An 18,417-nucleotide genomic window follows, 5' to 3' on the forward strand; every position below is an offset into this window, starting at 1 on the left:
GCGGACGCGCAGGCACCTGGGACCGTTCGCGAAGTCCTATCCGGCGCCTCCGGGCGGGCTGTGCGACAGGCCCTAACTCACGGCGCCGGATGAGGCCGTGAAGGTGTTGCATTGGGCGGCACGGTTTTTGTCCAACCCAACCTCGAACCACTGGCCGCCGTTCTCGGAGGTGCCGTGGTCGCGCATGTCCCCTGCTTGGTCGCCGCGGCCGTAGGCGTCTTTGCGCGCGAGGTTGAGCTGGGAGTCGGACAGCGAGCCGCCGCCGGAGGCGGAGTTGAGGTACATGCCGTCGAAACAGTTGGCCTGCAACTCGACTCGGCGGGACAGCTCGAGGCCGCGGGAGCTGCGCGGGCCCGCGTCGGCACGGTCGCTGTTGGCTTTACGCAGGATGCCGGACATGGCTTGGATGTGGTGGCCGTACTCGTGGGCGAAGACGGACAGGTAGACGACCCAGTTGTCTTTGAAGAAGTCGGTTTGCAACTGACTGATCGGCATGTAGATGGTTTTGTTGGCCGGGCAGTAGAAGGCGGCGAAGTTGCTGGTGGAGCCGGTGCACGGGGTGGTGATGCCGGTGGTGGTCGCGCTGATGTTGAGCGCGGGCTTCTGGAACGGCAGATTCGCCTTCTGCATCACCGGTTTCCAGGCCGCCTCGAGGCAGTCCGCGGCGCTCTCGAAGAACTTGCGGGCGGCGTCCACCTGGGTGCCCCACGGCGAGTACGCGCAGCGCGCGGGGATCAGCGTCGCGTTCGGGTCGGCGAGTAGCGGGTTGGCGCCGGTCTCGGCGGGACCCGTCTTACCGTCGGGGGCGAAGGTGAGGCTGGGCGCGGGGCCGGATGCGTCGGCGTCGCCCTTGCCGGTTGTTATCGCGTTGCGGACCAGGCCGCCGGCGACCAGGAATACGACGACGACCAGGAGGACGATCCAGCCGCCGCCACCGGACCTGCGGCGTGGCTGGTGTGGGGGGCGTCCGGGTGGGCCGTAGGGCATCGGCGGGGGTGCGCGATGACCGGGCGGGGGGCCGTAGCCGGGCGAATAGCCAGGTGGGGGACCGTATCCCGGCTGCTGGCCGTAGTTCGGCTGCTGGCCGTAGGCGGGGGGTTGGCCGTAAGCCGGTTGTTGACCGTAGCCGGGAGGCTGGCCATAACCTGGTTGTTGACCGTAGCCGGGGGGTTGGCCGTAACCCGGTTGCTGACCATAGCCAGGAGGCTGGCCATAACCCGGCTGTTGGCCGTAACCCGGCTGCTGACTCGGTTGTTGGCCGTAACCGGGTTGCTGATTCGGCGGCTGGCCGTAACTCGGCTGGCCTTGTCCTGGCTGATGGCCGTAACCGGGTTGCTGACCGTAACCAGGCTGCTGATTATGACTCTGCGCGCCGTGCGCCAGCGGTTGGCCTTGCGCCGGCTGCTGACCGTGGCCCTGCTCGCCGTGCGCCATCGGTTGGCCTTGCCCCGGCTGCTGACCGTGACTTTGCTCGCCGTGTGCCGGCGGTTGGCCTTGCCCCGGCTGCTGACCGTGACCCTGCTGGCCTTGACCCGGGAGTCCATACCCCGAGCCGACCGGCTGACCGTATCCGGGCGAAGGCGGAACAGCTCGCCCACCAGGCGGAACCGGTCCGTGTCCGTACGGTGGTTGTGTCACGCCCCCGTACCCCCTCGTCTCAATGATCACCGACAGCCGATGACGCAGAATAGCAAGCTGTCTAAAGTAGGCAGCCATGCTGACTTTTCGGTGGGGCGCCCTGGGCGCGCTGCTGCTCGCCACCGCGGGATTGCTCGCGACCGCCCCGATTGCCCACACCCAGCCCGCACCGACCGGTGTATCCATCATTGCCGATCTGAAGCTCAGCCGCGAGGGTGTGCTCGAGGTGGTCGAGCAGGTGACGGTGCCGCAGGACAGCACGTTCCGGATGTCGCTGCCGTTGCGGCTGAAGGTGAGCGACGACGTCGAGCGCCATTTCAAGGTCACCGATGTGGACACCAAGGGCGCGGGCACCGCGACGGTGGCGAACGATCAATTCACCATCGAGGCGAAACCGGGTGAGACGACCTTCACCTACTCGGTGCACAACCTCGTCAACGATGCGCCCGGCAGCCAGGTGTTCAACTGGCTCGGCGTGATGGGCACCGATATCGCCTCGATCAGCGCCACCTTGATCAGCCCGAGTTTCGAAATGGGCATCGTGGACTGCAAACTCGGCCAGCCCGGCAACACCAGGCCGTGCGCCGATGTGATGACCGAGGTCGACGGCGTACTCCATCTGGAGCAGACCGATCTGAAGAAGGGCGAGGCGATCGACCTCACCCTGCAACTGCCGCCCGGCAGTGTGCCGAGCAACGCCGATGTACGCGACACCAGCGACTCCGGCCCGTTCGCGATCACCACACCGGTGCTCATCGCGTTCGGCGTGCTGTTGCTGGCACTGGCCGGGATGGCCGCCTTCGTCCTCCGTGCGCGGCGCGAGAATGCCGCTGCCGGAACGGGATCGGAGACGCTGGACCCGCTGGTGCGCGACGGCGAACGGGTGCAGTTCACCTCGCCGGACGGGGTACTGCCCGGCGAGGCGGGGCTACTGCTCGACGAGCATGTCGACCCGGTCGATATCGCCGCCACCGTGGTAGATCTCGCTGTGCGCCGGTACATCTGGATCACGCCGCTCGGTGAGACGGATTGGCGGATCACCCGGGTCAACGCGCCCGACGACCAATTGCGTGCGTACGAGAAGGCTGTCTACGCGGCGCTGCTGCCCGATGGCACCGACGCCGTCACCATCACCGAACTGCGCGCACCCGGCCGGGTGCAGTCCGGACCAGTGCGCGCTGCGCTGGTCGCCGACGCGGTCACCCGCGGCACGTTCAGTAATCGCCGCGGCTTCGGTCCGGCGACCTGGCTGGGCGGTGCGTTGCTCGTCGGCGGTGTCGGCGCGACGATCGCGCTTGCGTTGACCTCGGGTCACGCGCTGGTCGGCGTCGCGATCGCGCTCGCCGGTGTCGCCACCCTGCTGCTGCCGAAGTACCTGCCGGTGCGCACCGCGCACGGACTCACCTTGACCAGACAGATCCGCGCACTCCAGCGCGGCCTGGAATCGACCCGGCGCGAACAGGTTCCGCCGCTCGACCAGGAGACGGTGTTCTCCCGTGCCCTGCCCTTCATGGTGATCGGCGGCCGCGCCGACAACTGGATCCGCGCCTTCCGCGACCTGAACCCCTCGGCCGACTCCCAGCCCGGCCTCTACTGGTTCGGCAGCTTCGACCGCGACCGCAACCTCCAGCGCTTCGCCGGCCACTTCCCGTTCTTCATCACGGCATTGGAAGGACTGTTCGCCACCGCAGGCGACCCGCACCGGTAGTGCGGCGGCCTACCCGCCCACTATCGGGGCCCGAGAACCGAATCCGGCCTGACGGACACGAAAAGTGTCCGCTCAGGCCGACTCCGGGGTCTATTGCTCAGTCGCCGAGGGTCGTCCGGCGGATGGCGGCGAGCGGGTCCGCGTAGAGCACGCTCAGTGAGGTCACCACTGCGGCGAATTCCTGGACCTTGCCGCCGAATCCGCTGATCCGGATGTCGGTGGGCGGGAGGGTGGAGCCCTGGTTGAAGGCGCGGGCCACGTGCGCGACGGCGGGGCGGTAGCCGGTGAAGGCTTGACCACCGAGGATCACCCGGTCGGGGTTGAGCATGTCCCGGACCATGGCCACGGTGTGGCCGAGGATGGTGGCGCGTTCGGCGAGCAGTTCCCTGGCCGGTTCCGAACCGGATTCGGCCGCCCGGTACAGGTCGACAATGGTCGAGCCCGCGCTGCCGTTGTACGCCGGGATGATGCCCCGGCCGACGGCCCGCGAGTGCAGCGAACGGTCGCCGACGGTCACCTCGAGGCAACCCCGTCTGCCGCAGGTGCATTCGACATCCGAGCCCGTCGGCAAGTGCGCGATCGAGCCGGGCCCGTTGCTCGGCGTATGCACGCGACCATCCAAAGTCACTGCGACACCGGCAGTTTCGCGGACGTAGAAGTACAGGCTGCTACCGCGTTCCGGACCGGCGACCCGGCCGTTGGCGGTGTCGCGCGCTTCGATGGTCGGCAGCAACAACTCCGAGGCCGCCATCGCCTCGACATGCGGGGCCACCGAGACAGGCAGCTCCAGCACCTCGCCGAGCACGGCGCCGATCTGCGCGCCCTGCCAGTCCAGCTTGGGATGGTCGACCACGCCGGTGAGCGGATCGACCCGCCCGCCGATGGCGACGCCCGCCCACAGTGGCTTGCGCCGATGCCAGCGCTGCAGGAACGCCTTGGCGCTGCGTGCGACGGTGGTGGTGGCGAATTCCTGGCCGGTTTGCGGGGTGGCGATGGCCAGGCCGCCGAGGATGCGGCCGCGCAGGTCGGCCGCCACGATCTTGGTGACCGCCGCGCCGATGTGGATACCGAGGGTCAGGTACGCCTCGTGGTCGATCTCGAAGGGCACCCGAGGTCGTCCGACCGCACCGGAGGCCGTCAGGTCGGGCCGTTCGCGCAGCAGGCCGGCGGCGAGCAGCGCGGATACCTGGCGGTTGACCGTCGCGATGCTCAAACCCGTTGCGCGCGCGGCATTGTCGCGCGAGACGGGGCCGCCGGTGGCGGAGCGGAGCACCGCGGCCGCCGGGTTGTCGGCGATGCGTAGTTCCGGGGCGACCACGGGACGCTGGACGCGAACGCGGCCGCCGCCAACCCTGGCGACGGATCGTTCGAGGGTAGGGAGGGACATAGTGCAGATTCCTTGCCGAGGTCCCGCGACTGGCGGGACGTGCCTACATGGGCGACTAGGCAGCAAACGAGCCGGAAAAGCAGCTCAGCTGCAGCAAGGGCGACAACACAGTTCGCGGGTCAATGGCAGCCGCAGACCCAGCGCGGCGGTCACATAGGTGACGCGCAGGGCGCTCGATCGGTTGGCAGACATGTAGATGAAATTAACACCGCTGCCCACGACTCACCAAGCCTCAATCCGCCGCTGTGTTGTCGCACACACCGTTTCCGCAGGTCGCCGCCGAGCCTCGGCAGCCGTGCCGACGGCTTCAGGTGCCGGTCGAGCGAGGAAAGCAGTCGAAAACGAAAGGTCCCGCCCAGCGAGCGGATGCTGGGCGGGACCCTAGGGTCTGTCGCAAAGTCCCATCCGGCGCCCCTGGGGACTTCGCGACAGGCCCTAGTCGCGGCAGTGGCGACCGCGAGCTACTTCGGCGGGTTGAACGGCTGGTTGATCGTGGTGAAGTACTGGATCGCCGCACCGATCGCGACCGGAGCGGTGATGAAGATCTGGCCTGCGACAGTGCCGAGGGCACCCACGGCGATGATGCCGCCGAGGCAACCGATGGCCGCGGCCGGCAGGAACGGTCCGAACAAGCCGATGATGGTGGCCGAAGCGGCGGTGGCGCCGAGAATGCCGCCGAGCACGCAACCGACGGCCGCGCCGCCGAGCCCACCGACGAGCGTGCCGATGGTCGCGCCCGCACTGATCGTGCTGGTCAGCCGACTCCACGCGGCCTGTTCACGGTCGTACTCGGACTTCCACGGCGCCTTGTCCTCGAAAGGCAGCGCGACCGGCTTGTAGGTGGCGTGCTGCTCGTCGATCTGCGGGGTGAGCGTGGCGGTGCGCTGGGAAATCTGGGCGGCGATCGGGAATTCGAAGTCGTCGATGCGCAGCCGCAACGGCGTCCCGGCGAGCACGGTGCCGTCGGCGGCCTTGATCTTCAAGGCGTCGTCCTCGACGACCAGCGACCCGGAATCGGTCGTGATGATCGATGACTTGTCGGTGGCGCGCGCGGTGAAGTTCACCGGGCCCTCGGTGGTCTGTGGTGCGGCGACAGAAGTGCCGGCGGCGACTCCGGTCGCCATGGTCACCAGTGCCGCGACCACGGCAAGCTTCCTCATCCTCATGTACTGCGATCCCTCGTTAGACGGTGCTGTCGAGGCAAAGCATCGAGGAGAAAGCCCAGGAGAACGAGGTAAAAACGCAAGGAGATTCCAATGCGCGACCGCGAAAAGTTCAGAGCTTGCGGCGCAGCTCGCCGAGCCAGTCCGCGGCCTCGTCCGGCGCCGCATCGGTACCGATCATGTCGACCACCACGTGGCCGACACACGCCGCGCGTAGCACCCGGCCCGCCGCCACCTCGGTATCGCCCCACGGGATGAACGGTTTGGCGATCAGCAGCGACGCGATGCCGTGCGCGGCCGCCCACAGGTCGAGCACGATCGGCATCGGGTCACCCGGGGTGAACACGCCCGCGTCCATACATTCCTGCACCGATTGCGAAAAGCGTTGGAACGCACCGCTACCGAGCACCTGATCCACCGCGCCACCGGCCGCGGCCGGCGTGGTCGCCAGCCGATATTGCTCGGGATGCGCCCTGGCGAACCGGACATAGGCCAGCCCCTGCTGATACAGCCGGGTGATCGGGGACACCGTCAGGTCGGTCTCGGCTGCTATCGCGGCGTCCAGATCCTCGAAGACCTGCACGACCACCGCCTCGATGAGCTCGTCCTTGTCGGCGAAGTGCCGATAGATCGAGGGCGCGCTCACGCCGACCCGTTTGCCGATCTCCCGGATCGACACGGCGTCGGCATGGCCGGTACGGGCCAGCAATTCCCTTGCCACATCAAGGATTTCGGTGCGCAGCTGGGCGCCACTGCCGCGCGCCGAGCGGGATCGACTGGTACGGATCATTCGCGACCGGCCGGCACGCGCTCGGCGGGAACGGCATCGCCGTGCTCGCGCAACCCGATCCGGGCATGCAGGCGGGCCAGCGGCGCGGGCGCCCACCAGTTCGCGGTGCCCATCAGCTTCATCAGGGCGGGCGCGAGCATGGTGCGGACGAGGGTGGCGTCGGCGAGCACGGTCAGCGTGAGGCCGAGGCCCATCAGCTGAATGAACGACACCTTGGAGGTCACCATCGCGCCGATCACGATAGCCATGAGAACAGCTGCGGCGGTGAAGATTCGGCCGGTTCTGGCGACGCCGACCGCTAGCGCGTGCTCGTTGTCCTTCGCGGTGCGCACCACGACGCCGTCCACCACCCGGCCGGAGGCGAGCCATTCTTCGCGCACCCGGGAGAGCAGGAACACCTCGTAGTCCATCGACATCCCGAACGCGAGGCAGAACATCAGGATCGGCATCGTCGGCGTCATATAACCCACCGCGGTGAAGCCGAGCAGTCCGGACAGGTGGCCGTCCTGGAATATCCACACCATCGCGCCGAACGCTGCTGTCAGCGAAAGGGTATTGAGCACAATGGCTTTGAGCGGCAACAGCAGACTACCGGTGAACAGGAACAGCACCACGAAGGTGGCGAGCGCGATCAGCGCGATGGCCAGCGGCATGCGCTTGCCGAGCGAGTCGAGGGCATCGGCATTGACCGCCGCGGCCCCGCCGAACAGCGCGGGCGAGGGTGCGGCCACCGACCGCAGCTCGTTCAGCTGCGCCTCGCCCGCAGGTGAGAACGGGTCGACGCGGGTGGCGACAGTGAGGTATTCGCCGGTGCCGTTGGCCATTCCGGGCGGACCGCCGGCCACTCGCGCACCCTTGACGAAGACACCGGCGCTGGACAGCACCGCCGACACCCCGTCGGTGCGGGACAGGCCCTTGGCATACTCGCCGACCGGCCCGGGTCCGCCTTGATAGCCGTCCAGGACGACGGTGGTGTTGTTGCCCGAGTTGGCTGCCGGGAACTCGGCCCGCAGCACGTCACCCACCTGGCGGCTGGCGGCACTCGTCGGCAGCACCCGGTCGTCGGGGTAGCCGAATTGCACCGAGAGGAACGGTGATCCGAGCGCGAGGAACACCGCGACGAGGATCAGCGCGACCGGTACGGAGTGCCCCATCACCCAGGTCACTATGCGATACCAGCGGCTCTGTTCCGGCACCAGCGGTGCCATCGGATCGGGAGCCGACCGGCCGAACATGCGGCGCAACGGAACTCGGATGTCGAGCGCGTTCACCCGGTGCCCGAGCAGCGCCAGCGCAGCGGGCAGGATCACGATCGCCGCCGCCGCGGCCGTGGCGACCACCGCGACGCCGGCGTAGGCGAACGAGCGCAGGAAGTAGATGTCGAAGATGCTCAGCACGGCCAGCGAAAGCGCCACGGTCAGTGCGGAATACAGCACCGTGCGCCCGGCGGTCTGCACCGCGCGAATGGTGGCGGGCACCGGATCGAGGCCGTTGGCGAGCTCCTCGCGGTACCGGCTGACGATGAACAGGCTGTAGTCGATCGCCAGCGCGAGACCCAGTGCGGTGGTCATGTTCAGCGCGTAGATGGATACGTCGGTGACCAGCGTGAACATCCGCAGAATGGCGAGCGTGACCAGGATGGCGAAGATGCCGACGGTCAGCGGCAGCGCGGCCGCGATCAGACTGCCGAACACCAGCACCAGCACGACCAGTGACACCGGGATCGCCACGCCCTCCGCGACGGCGAGGTCGTGGGTGATCTGTTCATTCACATCGTGATAGACGGCGGCGACGCCGCTCTGCCGCACGGTGACGCCGTCGGTGGTGCCGGTGAGCTGCTCGGTGAGCTCGCCCGCGGTCCGCTGTGCGTCGGTCTCGTCGCCGGTCAGGTACGCCAGCACCAGCGCGTCCTTGCCGCTGGTGCTGCGCAGGGCGGAGGCCACCGCGGGCGGGGCGGTCCAATACGACTGCACGCCCTTGACGTCGGCGCGGGCGCGCAGCGTGTCCACCAGATGGGTGCCCGCCGCGCGGGTGGCCGGCGCGTCGGCGCCCGACTCCGAGCTGACCAGCAGCACGTAGTTGGGCGCGGCCCCTTCGAAATTGTCCGTGAGGAGCCGCTCGACCTCGGACGACTCCGCATCGGGCGAGGTGAAGCCCGCCGACTTCAGATGCGACGCCGCCGTCGCGCCGAACACCCCGCACAGGATCGCCAGGGCGGCCGCGGCGAGCAGGATCGCCCGGGGGTATCGGGTGGCGATCTGAGCAATGCGAATCAGCACGCGCGGCTCCCTTGCTCGGCGCAGTAGGTTAACGGCGTTAGCGTAACGCCGTTAATCCGCTGCCGATAGAGCGAACTATCGCTCGTTCAGTGATCCCGCTCACCCGCGTTTCCCTGGCCGAAATGGCCTTCACCGAACCGGCGCGGCGAGTGGCCGTGCACACCCTCCGCGTAGGCGGTCTCGGCGTGCAGTGCGAAGTCGATGCCCGCCGTCTCGTCCTCCGGGCTCACCCGGAAGCCGATGGTGCGATCGATCAGCTTGCCCAGCGCGAAGCTCACCGCGAACGCGTACGCCGCGACGACGAGCACGCCGACCACCTGCTTGCCGAGCTGCGCCAGCCCGCCGCCGAAGAACAGCCCGTCGACGCCGCCGGTCATCACCTGGGTGGCGAGCAGGCCGATCAAGACCGTGCCGACGATGCCGCCGACGAAGTGCACGCCGACCACGTCGAGCGAATCGTCATAACCCGCTTTGAATTTCCAGCCCACCGCGAACGAGCACACCACGCCGGCGGCGAGCCCGACGATCAGCGCGCCGAGGGTATTCACCGACCCGCAGGACGGCGTGATCGCGACCAGACCGGCCACCACGCCGGACGCCGCACCGAAGGTGGTGGGCCTGCCGTCGCGGATCTGCTCGACCGCGAGCCAGCCGAGCATGCCGAGGCAGCCCGCCACCAGGGTGTTCAAAAAGACTGCCGCCGCAACACCATTCGCGGACAGTGCGGATCCGGCATTGAAGCCGAACCAGCCGAACCACAGCAGGCCGGCACCGAGCAGTACGAAGGGCAGATTGTGCGGGCGCATCGCGTCGATCTTGAATCCGATGCGGGGGCCGAGCACCAGGGCGAGCGCGAGGGCCGAAGCGCCGGAAGCGATCTCGACGACTAGACCGCCCGCGTAGTCCAGCGCGCCGAACGAGGCGAGCCAGCCGTCCGGCCCCCACACCCAGTGCGCGATCGGCGCGTAGACCGCCAGCGCCCACAGCGGCACGAAGATCATCCAGGCGGCGAATTTCGCGCGGTCCGCGATCGCACCGCTGACCAGGGCCGCGGTCAGGATCGCGAAGGTCAGCTGGAAGGTGGCGAACAGTAGCTCCGGTACCGCGCCGCGCAGCGTGGTGGGGTCGATGCCCGCCATGCCGACGTGGTCGAGGTTGCCGATCAGGCCGCCGCCCGCGTCGTCGCTGAACGCCAGGCTGTAGCCGAACAGCAGCCAGGCGACGGTCACCAGCGGGATCGCGATGAAGTTCATCATCAGCATGTTGAGCACGCCGGTCGAGCGCACCATCCCGCCGTAGAACAGCGCGAGCGCCGGGGTCATCAGCAGCACCAGGGCTGTGCTGATGAGCAGCCAGGCGGTGGCCGCGGGATCCAGGGGTGTGGACAAGGTAACTCCTTCCACGCGGGGTGCGTTGCAAGGAAATTACCGAATGCGCATTCCCGGATTTGCGCTGGTCTAGGAGTTGCGCGCCACTTCGGACATGGGATGTTTGCCCGCGGGCGCCGTGAAATCGGGTGCGATCAGACGCGGGATTTGCGGGCTATCGCGCGCTGACCGCGCTTGCCGGGCACCGGGAGTTCGTCCTGGATGGCGACCCATTCGGCGGTGGTCAGCCACCGTTCCTGGACGCGGGCGTCGGCGGTGTTGTGGAAGACCCGGCGGCCGCGATCGTCGCGCAGTTCCTGGGCAACGGTGGACCAGCGCGGGGCGCGGCCGTGCTCGGCCTGGTAGTCGGCGAGGTAGGCGGCCACCGCGGTGCCGATCGTGTTGACCGGACGCAGCGAGACGCGGTTGCCGTACTGGTCCGAGTAGAACCGCCGTCCGGCGCACAGCGATCCGGCGTTGGCGTTGGAGGCGATCCAGCCCGCGCGCTGGGCGCGTTCGATCAGCCAGAGGTGTTTCACCGCGGACGGGGCGATGTCGCCGATGCGGGTCCGGATCAGGGACATGACCTCGTCGGAGGACAGCACGTCGCGCCGGGTCGGGCCGATGGCGTGCGCGGTCCAGTGCGCGTCGGCCAGGGTGGCGAGCGCGCGGCCGAAGTCGTCGATGCTGCGCTGGGCGCGGCGGCCGAGGCGCTCGATGCGTTCGGCCTCGCGGCGCATCTCGTTCTGCGCGGTGAGGGTGCGGATCGCGGCCATGGTCGGCACCTGGCCGCGTTCGAGCAGCTCGAGGATGGCGGCGGAGGTGGCGGGGTCGGCCGCGGCGGCCACCGGGAGCGAGTCACGTTTGATCGCGAAGTCCTGGGGGCTGATCGCGCGGCTCAGCAGATCGACCGCGGAGCGGTCGCCGGCGAAGTCGGTGCTGGAAAGCAACGCGGCGGCGATGTCATCAGGCGACGGCACGGTGAGAAGTTCCTCCGATGGAAGTGGCACTCGGCTGCGCTGGAACTTTGGTTGTGCGGGAACTTTGGTTGTGCCCCGGTCGGGATGAGGGACCGGCCGGGGCAACCAACCTGATGAAGGTTTGGCTACCGAAGTTGCCGTTTGCCACGGTAGCCAGCGGATTGCGTCGGTGTCACGTGCGTTGACGCTTTCGTTATATCCATAAAACTTGGGTAAATCGGGGCCTGAGTACACATTTTTCGGTCTACAAGGGGGAATTGGGCGGTATTTTCCCGCGTTCGACCGGTGCTTCGTCAGCGATAGCTCGCGCGTTGCCGCTGTTGTTATCGGTCAGCGGGCGTTAAGAAGGCCCGCAGAATCCTGTGATTTGGATCACACAGTGGTGGCCGACTGAGGTGGGGTTTCGCCGCGCCTGGCCCGGCGGTCAGCGCGAGTGTTCTTTGTCGGTGCGCGCCGGTAACCTCTGGCCGTGGCTCTGTACCGGAAGTACCGACCGGCAACGTTCGCTGAGGTAGTGGGGCAGGAGCACGTCACCGACCCACTGAGCATCGCCCTCGACACCGGCCGGATCAGTCATGCCTACCTGTTCTCCGGTCCGCGTGGCTGCGGCAAGACCTCCTCGGCGCGCATCCTCGCGCGGTCGTTGAACTGCGTGCAGGGGCCTACCTCGACGCCGTGTGGGGTGTGCCCCTCGTGTATCGCGCTCGGCCCGGGTGGGCCGGGCAATCTCGACGTGATCGAGCTCGACGCCGCGAGTCACGGCGGCGTCGACGACACTCGCGAACTGCGCGACCGCGCCTTCTACGCCCCCGCCGAATCCCGCTACCGGGTGTTCATCGTCGACGAGGCGCACATGGTCACCACGGCGGGCTTCAACGCGCTGCTGAAGATCGTCGAAGAGCCGCCCGCGCACCTGATCTTCATCTTCGCCACCACCGAGCCGGACAAGGTGCTGCCGACCATCCGTTCGCGCACCCACCACTACCCGTTCCGGCTGCTGCCGCCCGCCACCATGCGCGGACTGCTCGGCAAGATCTGCGACCAGGAGCAGGTGACCGTCGAAGAGGCGGTGTACCCCTTGGTGATTCGCGCGGGCGGTGGTTCGCCGCGCGACAGCCTCAGCGTGCTCGACCAGCTGCTGGCCGGTGCCGGTCCGGAGGGCGTCACCTACTCCCGAGCTGTCTCGCTGCTCGGTGTCACCGATGTCGCGTTGATCGACGACGCGGTCCTCGCGCTGGCCGACAACGACGGTGCCGCTCTGTTCGGCACCGTCGACCGGGTGATGGAGGCGGGTCACGATCCGCGCCGCTTCGCCGTCGACCTGCTCGAGCGTTTGCGCGACCTCATCCTGATGCGCGCGGTCCCCGACGCCATCGACCGCGGTCTGGTCTCCGGCCCCGGCGACGTCCTCGACCGCATGCGCGAACAAGCCGAGCGCATCGGCCCGGCCACGCTGGCTCGCTACGCCGAACTGCTGCACGCGGCACTCGGCGAGATGCGCGGCGCCACGTCGCCACGCCTGCTGCTGGAAGTCGTCTGCGCGCGCATGCTGCTGCCGTCGGTCTCCGATGCGGAGTCCGCCACGCTGCAGCGATTGGAACGCCTCGAACGCGGATTCGCCGGTGGCGCGGTTCCCGCCGCGCCTGCCGCAGCACCGAGTTCGGCGACCGCTGCCCCCGCTGCGCGGCCCGCACCCGTCAGCGCTCCCCCCGCCGAATCGAACCGCCGACGCGGTGCCGAGGCGCTCGCCGCCATTCGTCGCGAAACCGCGGGTGCGTCGGCCGCGGACAGCGCGAGTGTCGCGCCGGGAACGCACACAAACGTGCCCGCTGGCTCGGGTGCAGATGCCGCGAGCGTCGCGTCGGACTCCGTCGGGGTGGCGGCAAGTCCCGCCGCTCATGGCCAGCAGGTCGGTGGGAACAGGCCTGCGGGCAATGCGGCTGCCGCAGGCGGTGCGGTTGCCCACGGCGGTGGTGCGCCGGTGCACGCTGCGACCGGCATGGACTCGGACAGCTCTATCGGTCGGTCGGCTCAGGTAGCTGCCGAGGCCGGGCCGGTGGCCGAGTCGGCCCCGGCTGCCGACCGAGCTCCGGTGGATTCGGACGGACAGCTCTCGCCCGCAGCGCAACACCAAGGCGCACAGGCGGTCTCGCCGACGGACGCCGGTGGCGGACAGGGTGCCGAGCAGGTGCCCGCCGCAGGGCAACCCGTGCCGTCGCAGTCTGCACCGATGACCGCCGAAGCCGCACCAACTGCCGCGACCGCGTCAATCGCTGACACAGCAGCGAACGCCGCGCCGAACGCCGCGACCGCGCCGGATGCTGGCGCAGCGCCGAACGCCGCGACCGCGCCAGATGCTGGCGCAGCGCCGAACGCAGCAACCGCGCCAGCCGCAGAGGCAGCGCCGACTGCCGCGAACGCGCCGACTGCCGCGACGGCGTCAGCTGCGGACACCGCGCCGAACGCCGCGACCGCGCCAGCCGCGGACACCGCGCCGAGTGCTGCGACCGCGCCGGTTCTCGCGACTGCGCCGGACGCCGGGACCACGCCAGCTGCGGAGTCCACGCCGCCTGCCGCGACCGCGCCGAACGCCGCGTCCGCCGAATCAGCGCAACCAGAACCTGCTCAGACCGGGTCGAACGCGGACTTGCTGCGTGAGGTCGAGGGCGCCTGGGCGGATATCCGCGCCAAGGTGCGGGAGTTCGGTGCCGCCGTGCAGGCGATGCTGGCCGGTGCCTCGGTCTCGCGTATCGACGGCGACACGATCGTGTTCGCCCATCAGCACGCGCCGTTGGCGCAGCGGCTCTCCGACCCGCGCAACCTGGACGCGGTGCGTTCGGCGGTTCGTGCCGTGCTCGGGCGCGAGCATGACGTGCGCTGGGAGGCGGGCGGTGCGGCGCAGCGACCTGCGGCGGCGCGGGCCGGTGCGCAGGCGAAGCCGCAGCGCGGTGCCGGGCAGCCTGCGGGGCGTGAATCCGGCAACGCGCCCGGGGGTGGCACGGATGCACCCGCGCCGCCGCGTTTCTCGCGACCGAGCCAAGCCAAGAACGCCGCGGCGGATAAGCCCGCCGCGAACAAAGCTCGCGCGTGGGGCGACGATGACATTCCGCCGCCCGATTTCCCGGATCTACCGGATGATCCCGGCCCTTTTGATTCAGCGCCGCCCGAGTCGGCGCAGCCCCAGGTCGGTAGCGAGGTCAATGGCAGCGGTGGCCTGCCCGCCGACGGGGTGGTGCCCGCCTCCACCGCGGAGGACGAGGAGGAGATGATCCGCGCCGCGGCCGTCCCGGTGGCGCCGGAGGATCGGCGCGACCCCGACGAGGTCGCCCTCGAATTGCTGAAGAGTGAGCTGGGGGCCACACGGCTGAGTGGTTGACAACCACCGCCGTCACGACGTTAAGTTAACCGGAGTTCGCACACCACGGTAGTATGAACGGGTGGCCGTGAGCTCCGGTACGACGAGGTTCTATGGTATGCCCAGGCGTACGGGCGATCGGAACCTGCGTCCGCCGTCGCATGCCGCGTTTTGTACAGCGTCAGGACGGTCGGTCGCAGGACCGGTCGGCGAGGTTACCCGCAGCTGTTCCGCATCGCGTGGAGTAGCCGCACAGAGCGCTCGGGCGGACGACGTCCGGCCGCCGCACCTTTAAGGAAGGAACACTCCGATATGACCACAGAGGCCTACATTTACGAGGCCATCCGCACTCCGCGCGGCCGCGGCAAGAAGAACGGCTCGCTGCATTCGGTCAAGCCGATCGACTTGACTGTTGGTCTGATCCAGGAGCTGCGCGGCCGCTTCCCGAACCTCGACGAAGACCGGATCTCGGATCTGATCCTCGGTGTGGTCAGCCCCGTCGGTGACCAGGGCATGGACATCGCCCGCACCGCGGTGACCGTGGCGGGCCTGCCCGACACCGTCGGCGGCTTCCAGCTCAACCGGTTCTGTGCCTCCGGCCTCGAGGCCGTCAACCTGGCCGCGCAGAAGGTGCGCTCGGGCTTCGACGACCTGGTCATCGCGGGTGGCGTCGAGTCCATGTCGCGCGTGGCGATGGGCTCCGACGGCGGCGCCTGGGCGCTCGACCCGGCGACCAACTACGACACCTACTTTGTGCCGCAGGGTGTTTCGGCCGACCTGATCGCCACCATCGAGGGCTTCAGCCGCGATGACGTCGACGCCTACGCGGTGCGCTCGCAGGAGCTGGCCGCCAAGGCCACCACCGGCGGCTACTTCGCCAAGTCGGTCGTCCCGGTCAAGGACCAGAACGGCATCGTCGTGCTGGACAAGGACGAGCACATGCGTCCCGGCACCACCGCCGAGGACCTGGCCAAGCTCAACCCGTCCTTCGCCGTGATCGGTGAGATGGGCGGCTTCGACGCCGTGGCGCTGCAGAAGTACTACTTCGTCGAGAAGATCAACCACGTGCACCACGGTGGCAACAGCTCGGGCATCGTCGACGGCGCCGCGCTGGTGCTCGTCGGCACCGAAGAGGCGGGCAAGGCGTCCGGCCTGACCCCGCGTGCGCGCGTCGTCGCGACCGCCACCAGCGGCGCCGACTCGACCATCATGCTGACCGGTCCCACCCCGGCCGCCAAGAAGGCGCTGGCCAAGGCGGGCCTGTCCATCGAGGACATGGACCTCGTCGAGATCAACGAGGCGTTCGCCTCGGTGGTGCTCAAGTTCCAGAAGGACCTGAACATCCCGGACGAGAAGCTGAACGTCAACGGTGGCGCGATCGCCATGGGCCACCCGCTGGGTGCCACCGGCGCGATGATCACCGGCACCATGGTCGACGAGCTGGAGCGCCGCAACGGCCGCTACGCGCTGATCACCCTGTGCATCGGCGGCGGCATGGGCGTGGCGACCATCATCGAGCGCGTCTAACCCCAACCGGCAGCTGAGAATTCAAGGAGACACAGAGCTGTGAGCGAAACCAACATGATCGGTTGGGAGCAGGATTCGGACGGCATCGTCACGCTGACGATGGACGACCCGAACCAGGGCGCCAACACGATGAACGAGCTGTACAAGTCGTCGATGACCGCGACGGTCGAGCGGCTCGAGGCCGAGAAGGACAGCATCACCGGCGTGGTGCTGACCTCCGCGAAGAAGACCTTCTTCGCCGGTGGCGACCTGAAGAACATGATGAAGGTCGGCCCGGAAGACGGCCAGGGCCTGATGGATGAGCTCTTCGCCATCAAGGACGCGCTGCGTCGCCTGGAGACCCTGGGCAAGCCGGTCGTCTCCGCCATCAACGGCGCCGCGCTCGGCGGTGGCCTGGAGATCACCCTGGCGACCCACTACCGGATCGCCGCCGACGTACCGGGCGTGCAGCTCGGTCTGCCCGAGGTGAGCCTGGGCCTGCTGCCCGCCGGTGGCGGTGTCACCCGCACCGTGCGCATGCTCGGTCTGCAGAACGCGCTCATGCAGGTGCTGCTGCAGGGCAACAAGTACCGCCCGGCCAAGGCCAAGGAGATCGGCCTGATCAACGAGGTCGTCGGCTCGGTCGAGGAACTGGTGCCCGCCGCCAAGGCGTGGATCAAGGCCAACCCCGAGGGTGGCGTGCAGCCGTGGGACAAGAAGGGCTACAAGATCCCCGGTGGCACCCCGTCCACCCCGGCCTTCGCGGCGAACCTGCCCGCGTTCCCGGCCAACCTGCGTAAGCAGCTCAAGGGCACCAACATGCCTGCCCCGCGGGCCATCATGGCCGCCGCGGTCGAGGGCTCGCAGGTCGACATCGACAACGCGTCGCTGATCGAGTCGCGCTACTTCGTGCACCTGCTCACCGGGCCGGTCGCGAAGAACATGATCCAGGCGTTCTTCTTCGACCTGCAGGCCATCAACAACGGTGGCTCGCGGCCGAAGGACGTGCCGAAGAAGGACATCAAGAAGATCGGCGTGCTGGGCGCGGGCATGATGGGCGCGGGTATCGCGTACGTCTCCGCCAAGGCGGGCTACCAGGTCGTGCTCAAGGACGTCACCATCGAGGCGGCCGAGCGCGGCAAGAACTACTCCGAGAAGATCGAGGCCAAGGCCCTGTCCCGGGGCAAGACCACCGAGGAGAAGTCCAAGGCGCTGCTGGACCGGATCACTCCGTCCGCCGACGCCAAGGATTTCGACGGCGTGGACTTCGTGATCGAGGCGGTCTTCGAGAACACCGAGCTCAAGCACAAGGTGTTCCAGGAGATCGAGGACATCGTCACCCCGGACGCGCTGCTGGGCTCCAACACCTCCACCCTGCCGATCACCGGCCTCGCCGCCGGCGTGAAGCGCCAGGAAGACTTCATCGGCATCCACTTCTTCTCGCCGGTCGACAAGATGCCGCTGGTGGAGATCATCAAGGGTGAGAAGACCTCGCCCGAGGCGCTGGCCCGGGTGTTCGACTACACCCTCGCGATCAAGAAGACCCCGATCGTCGTCAACGACAGCCGTGGTTTCTTCACCTCGCGCGTGATCGGCACCTTCGTCAACGAGGCGATCGCCATGCTCACCGAGGGCATCGAGCCCGCGACCATCGAGCAGGCCGGTCTGCAGGCGGGCTACCCGGCCGCGCCGCTGCAGCTGTCGGATGAGCTGAACTTGAAGCTCATGCAGAAGATCGCCAAGGAGACCATCGAGGCCGCGCAGGCGGGCGACACCACGATGGGCAAGAAGCGCCACCCGGCACAGGACGTCATCGACTACATGGTCGGTGAGGGTCGTCCGGGTCGCCTCGAGAAGGCGGGCTTCTACGAGTACGACGAGAACGGCAAGCGCACCGGTCTGTGGCCGGGCCTGCGTGAGCACTTCAAGACCACGGCGGATTTCACTGTGCCGCTGCAGGATCTGATCGACCGCATGCTGTTCGCGGAGGCGATCGAGACCCAGAAGTGTTTCGACGAGGGTGTGCTGGAGACCACCGCCGACGCCAACATCGGCTCGATCTTCGGCATCGGCTTCCCGGCCTGGACCGGTGGTGTGCACCAGTTCATCGTCGGTTACCCGGGTGGGCAGGCGGCGTTCGTCGAGCGCGCCGACTACCTCGCCAAGACCTACGGCGATCGTTTCGAGGTTCCCGCCTCGCTGCGTAAGTAGTCACCAACGGTAAAGCCCGCCACCGCGATTCGC

The 18,417-nt window shown here is 68.4% G+C and carries 11 protein-coding genes; 4 read left to right on the forward strand and 7 right to left on the reverse strand.

The features are described 5' to 3' along the window. Positions 1-72 precede the first annotated feature (72 nt). Positions 73-1,434: a neutral zinc metallopeptidase gene (locus DBO33_RS03185; RefSeq protein ID WP_234390675.1), complete on the reverse strand. Its 1,362-nt coding sequence runs from the start codon at positions 1,432-1,434 to the stop codon at positions 73-75. A gap of 280 nt (positions 1,435-1,714) precedes the next feature. Between DBO33_RS03185 and DBO33_RS03190 the strand changes: the two genes are divergently transcribed. Continuing rightward, a complete protein-coding gene (locus DBO33_RS03190; protein WP_107653696.1) occupies positions 1,715-3,346 on the forward strand; it encodes a DUF2207 family protein in 1,632 nt (543 codons plus the stop codon). A 97-nt stretch (positions 3,347-3,443) separates the two neighbouring features. Here DBO33_RS03190 and DBO33_RS03195 read toward each other — a convergent pair whose 3' ends face one another. The 6 genes from DBO33_RS03195 to DBO33_RS03220 form a co-directional block, all read right to left on the reverse strand. After that, a complete protein-coding gene (locus DBO33_RS03195; protein WP_107653697.1) occupies positions 3,444-4,733 on the reverse strand; it encodes an ROK family transcriptional regulator in 1,290 nt (429 codons plus the stop codon). Positions 4,734-5,194: 461 nt separating this feature from the next. Continuing rightward, complete coding sequence (locus DBO33_RS03200) at positions 5,195-5,899, reverse strand: hypothetical protein (protein ID WP_107653698.1); 705 nt, start codon at positions 5,897-5,899, stop codon at positions 5,195-5,197. 109 nt (positions 5,900-6,008) lie between these two features. Beyond that, entirely contained in the window at positions 6,009-6,686 is a 678-nt protein-coding gene (locus DBO33_RS03205) for a TetR/AcrR family transcriptional regulator (protein ID WP_107653699.1), read from the reverse strand. Beyond that, a complete protein-coding gene (locus tag DBO33_RS03210) occupies positions 6,683-8,965 on the reverse strand; it encodes an MMPL family transporter (protein ID WP_107653700.1) in 2,283 nt (760 codons plus the stop codon). Before DBO33_RS03210 ends, DBO33_RS03205 begins: the two co-directional genes overlap by 4 nt. A gap of 86 nt (positions 8,966-9,051) precedes the next feature. After that, positions 9,052-10,353, reverse strand: coding sequence for an ammonium transporter (locus DBO33_RS03215; RefSeq protein WP_107659934.1), 1,302 nt, complete (start codon positions 10,351-10,353; stop codon positions 9,052-9,054). Positions 10,354-10,487: 134 nt separating this feature from the next. Continuing rightward, positions 10,488-11,312 carry a hypothetical protein gene (locus DBO33_RS03220; RefSeq protein WP_107653701.1) on the reverse strand — a complete coding sequence of 275 codons (825 nt, stop codon included), beginning with the start codon at positions 11,310-11,312 and terminating at the stop codon, positions 10,488-10,490. A gap of 469 nt (positions 11,313-11,781) precedes the next feature. Here DBO33_RS03220 and DBO33_RS03225 point away from each other — a divergent pair, with 469 nt between their 5' ends. The 3 genes from DBO33_RS03225 to DBO33_RS03235 all read left to right on the forward strand — a co-directional run bounded on the left by DBO33_RS03225 (position 11,782) and on the right by DBO33_RS03235 (position 18,384). Next, entirely contained in the window at positions 11,782-14,688 is a 2,907-nt protein-coding gene (locus DBO33_RS03225) for a DNA polymerase III subunit gamma and tau (RefSeq protein WP_107653702.1), read from the forward strand. Between the two features lie 291 nt (positions 14,689-14,979). Beyond that, positions 14,980-16,194, forward strand: coding sequence for an acetyl-CoA C-acetyltransferase (locus tag DBO33_RS03230; RefSeq protein WP_107653703.1), 1,215 nt, complete (start codon positions 14,980-14,982; stop codon positions 16,192-16,194). Between the two features lie 39 nt (positions 16,195-16,233). Beyond that, on the forward strand, positions 16,234-18,384 hold the full coding sequence (locus DBO33_RS03235) for a 3-hydroxyacyl-CoA dehydrogenase NAD-binding domain-containing protein (protein WP_107653704.1): 2,151 nt from the start codon (positions 16,234-16,236) through the stop codon (positions 18,382-18,384). Positions 18,385-18,417: the final 33 nt, after the last annotated feature.

Origin of the sequence: Nocardia suismassiliense, assembly GCF_900269665.1 — a bacterium.
GTDB classification, from domain to species: Bacteria; Actinomycetota; Actinomycetes; order Mycobacteriales; family Mycobacteriaceae; genus Nocardia; species Nocardia suismassiliense.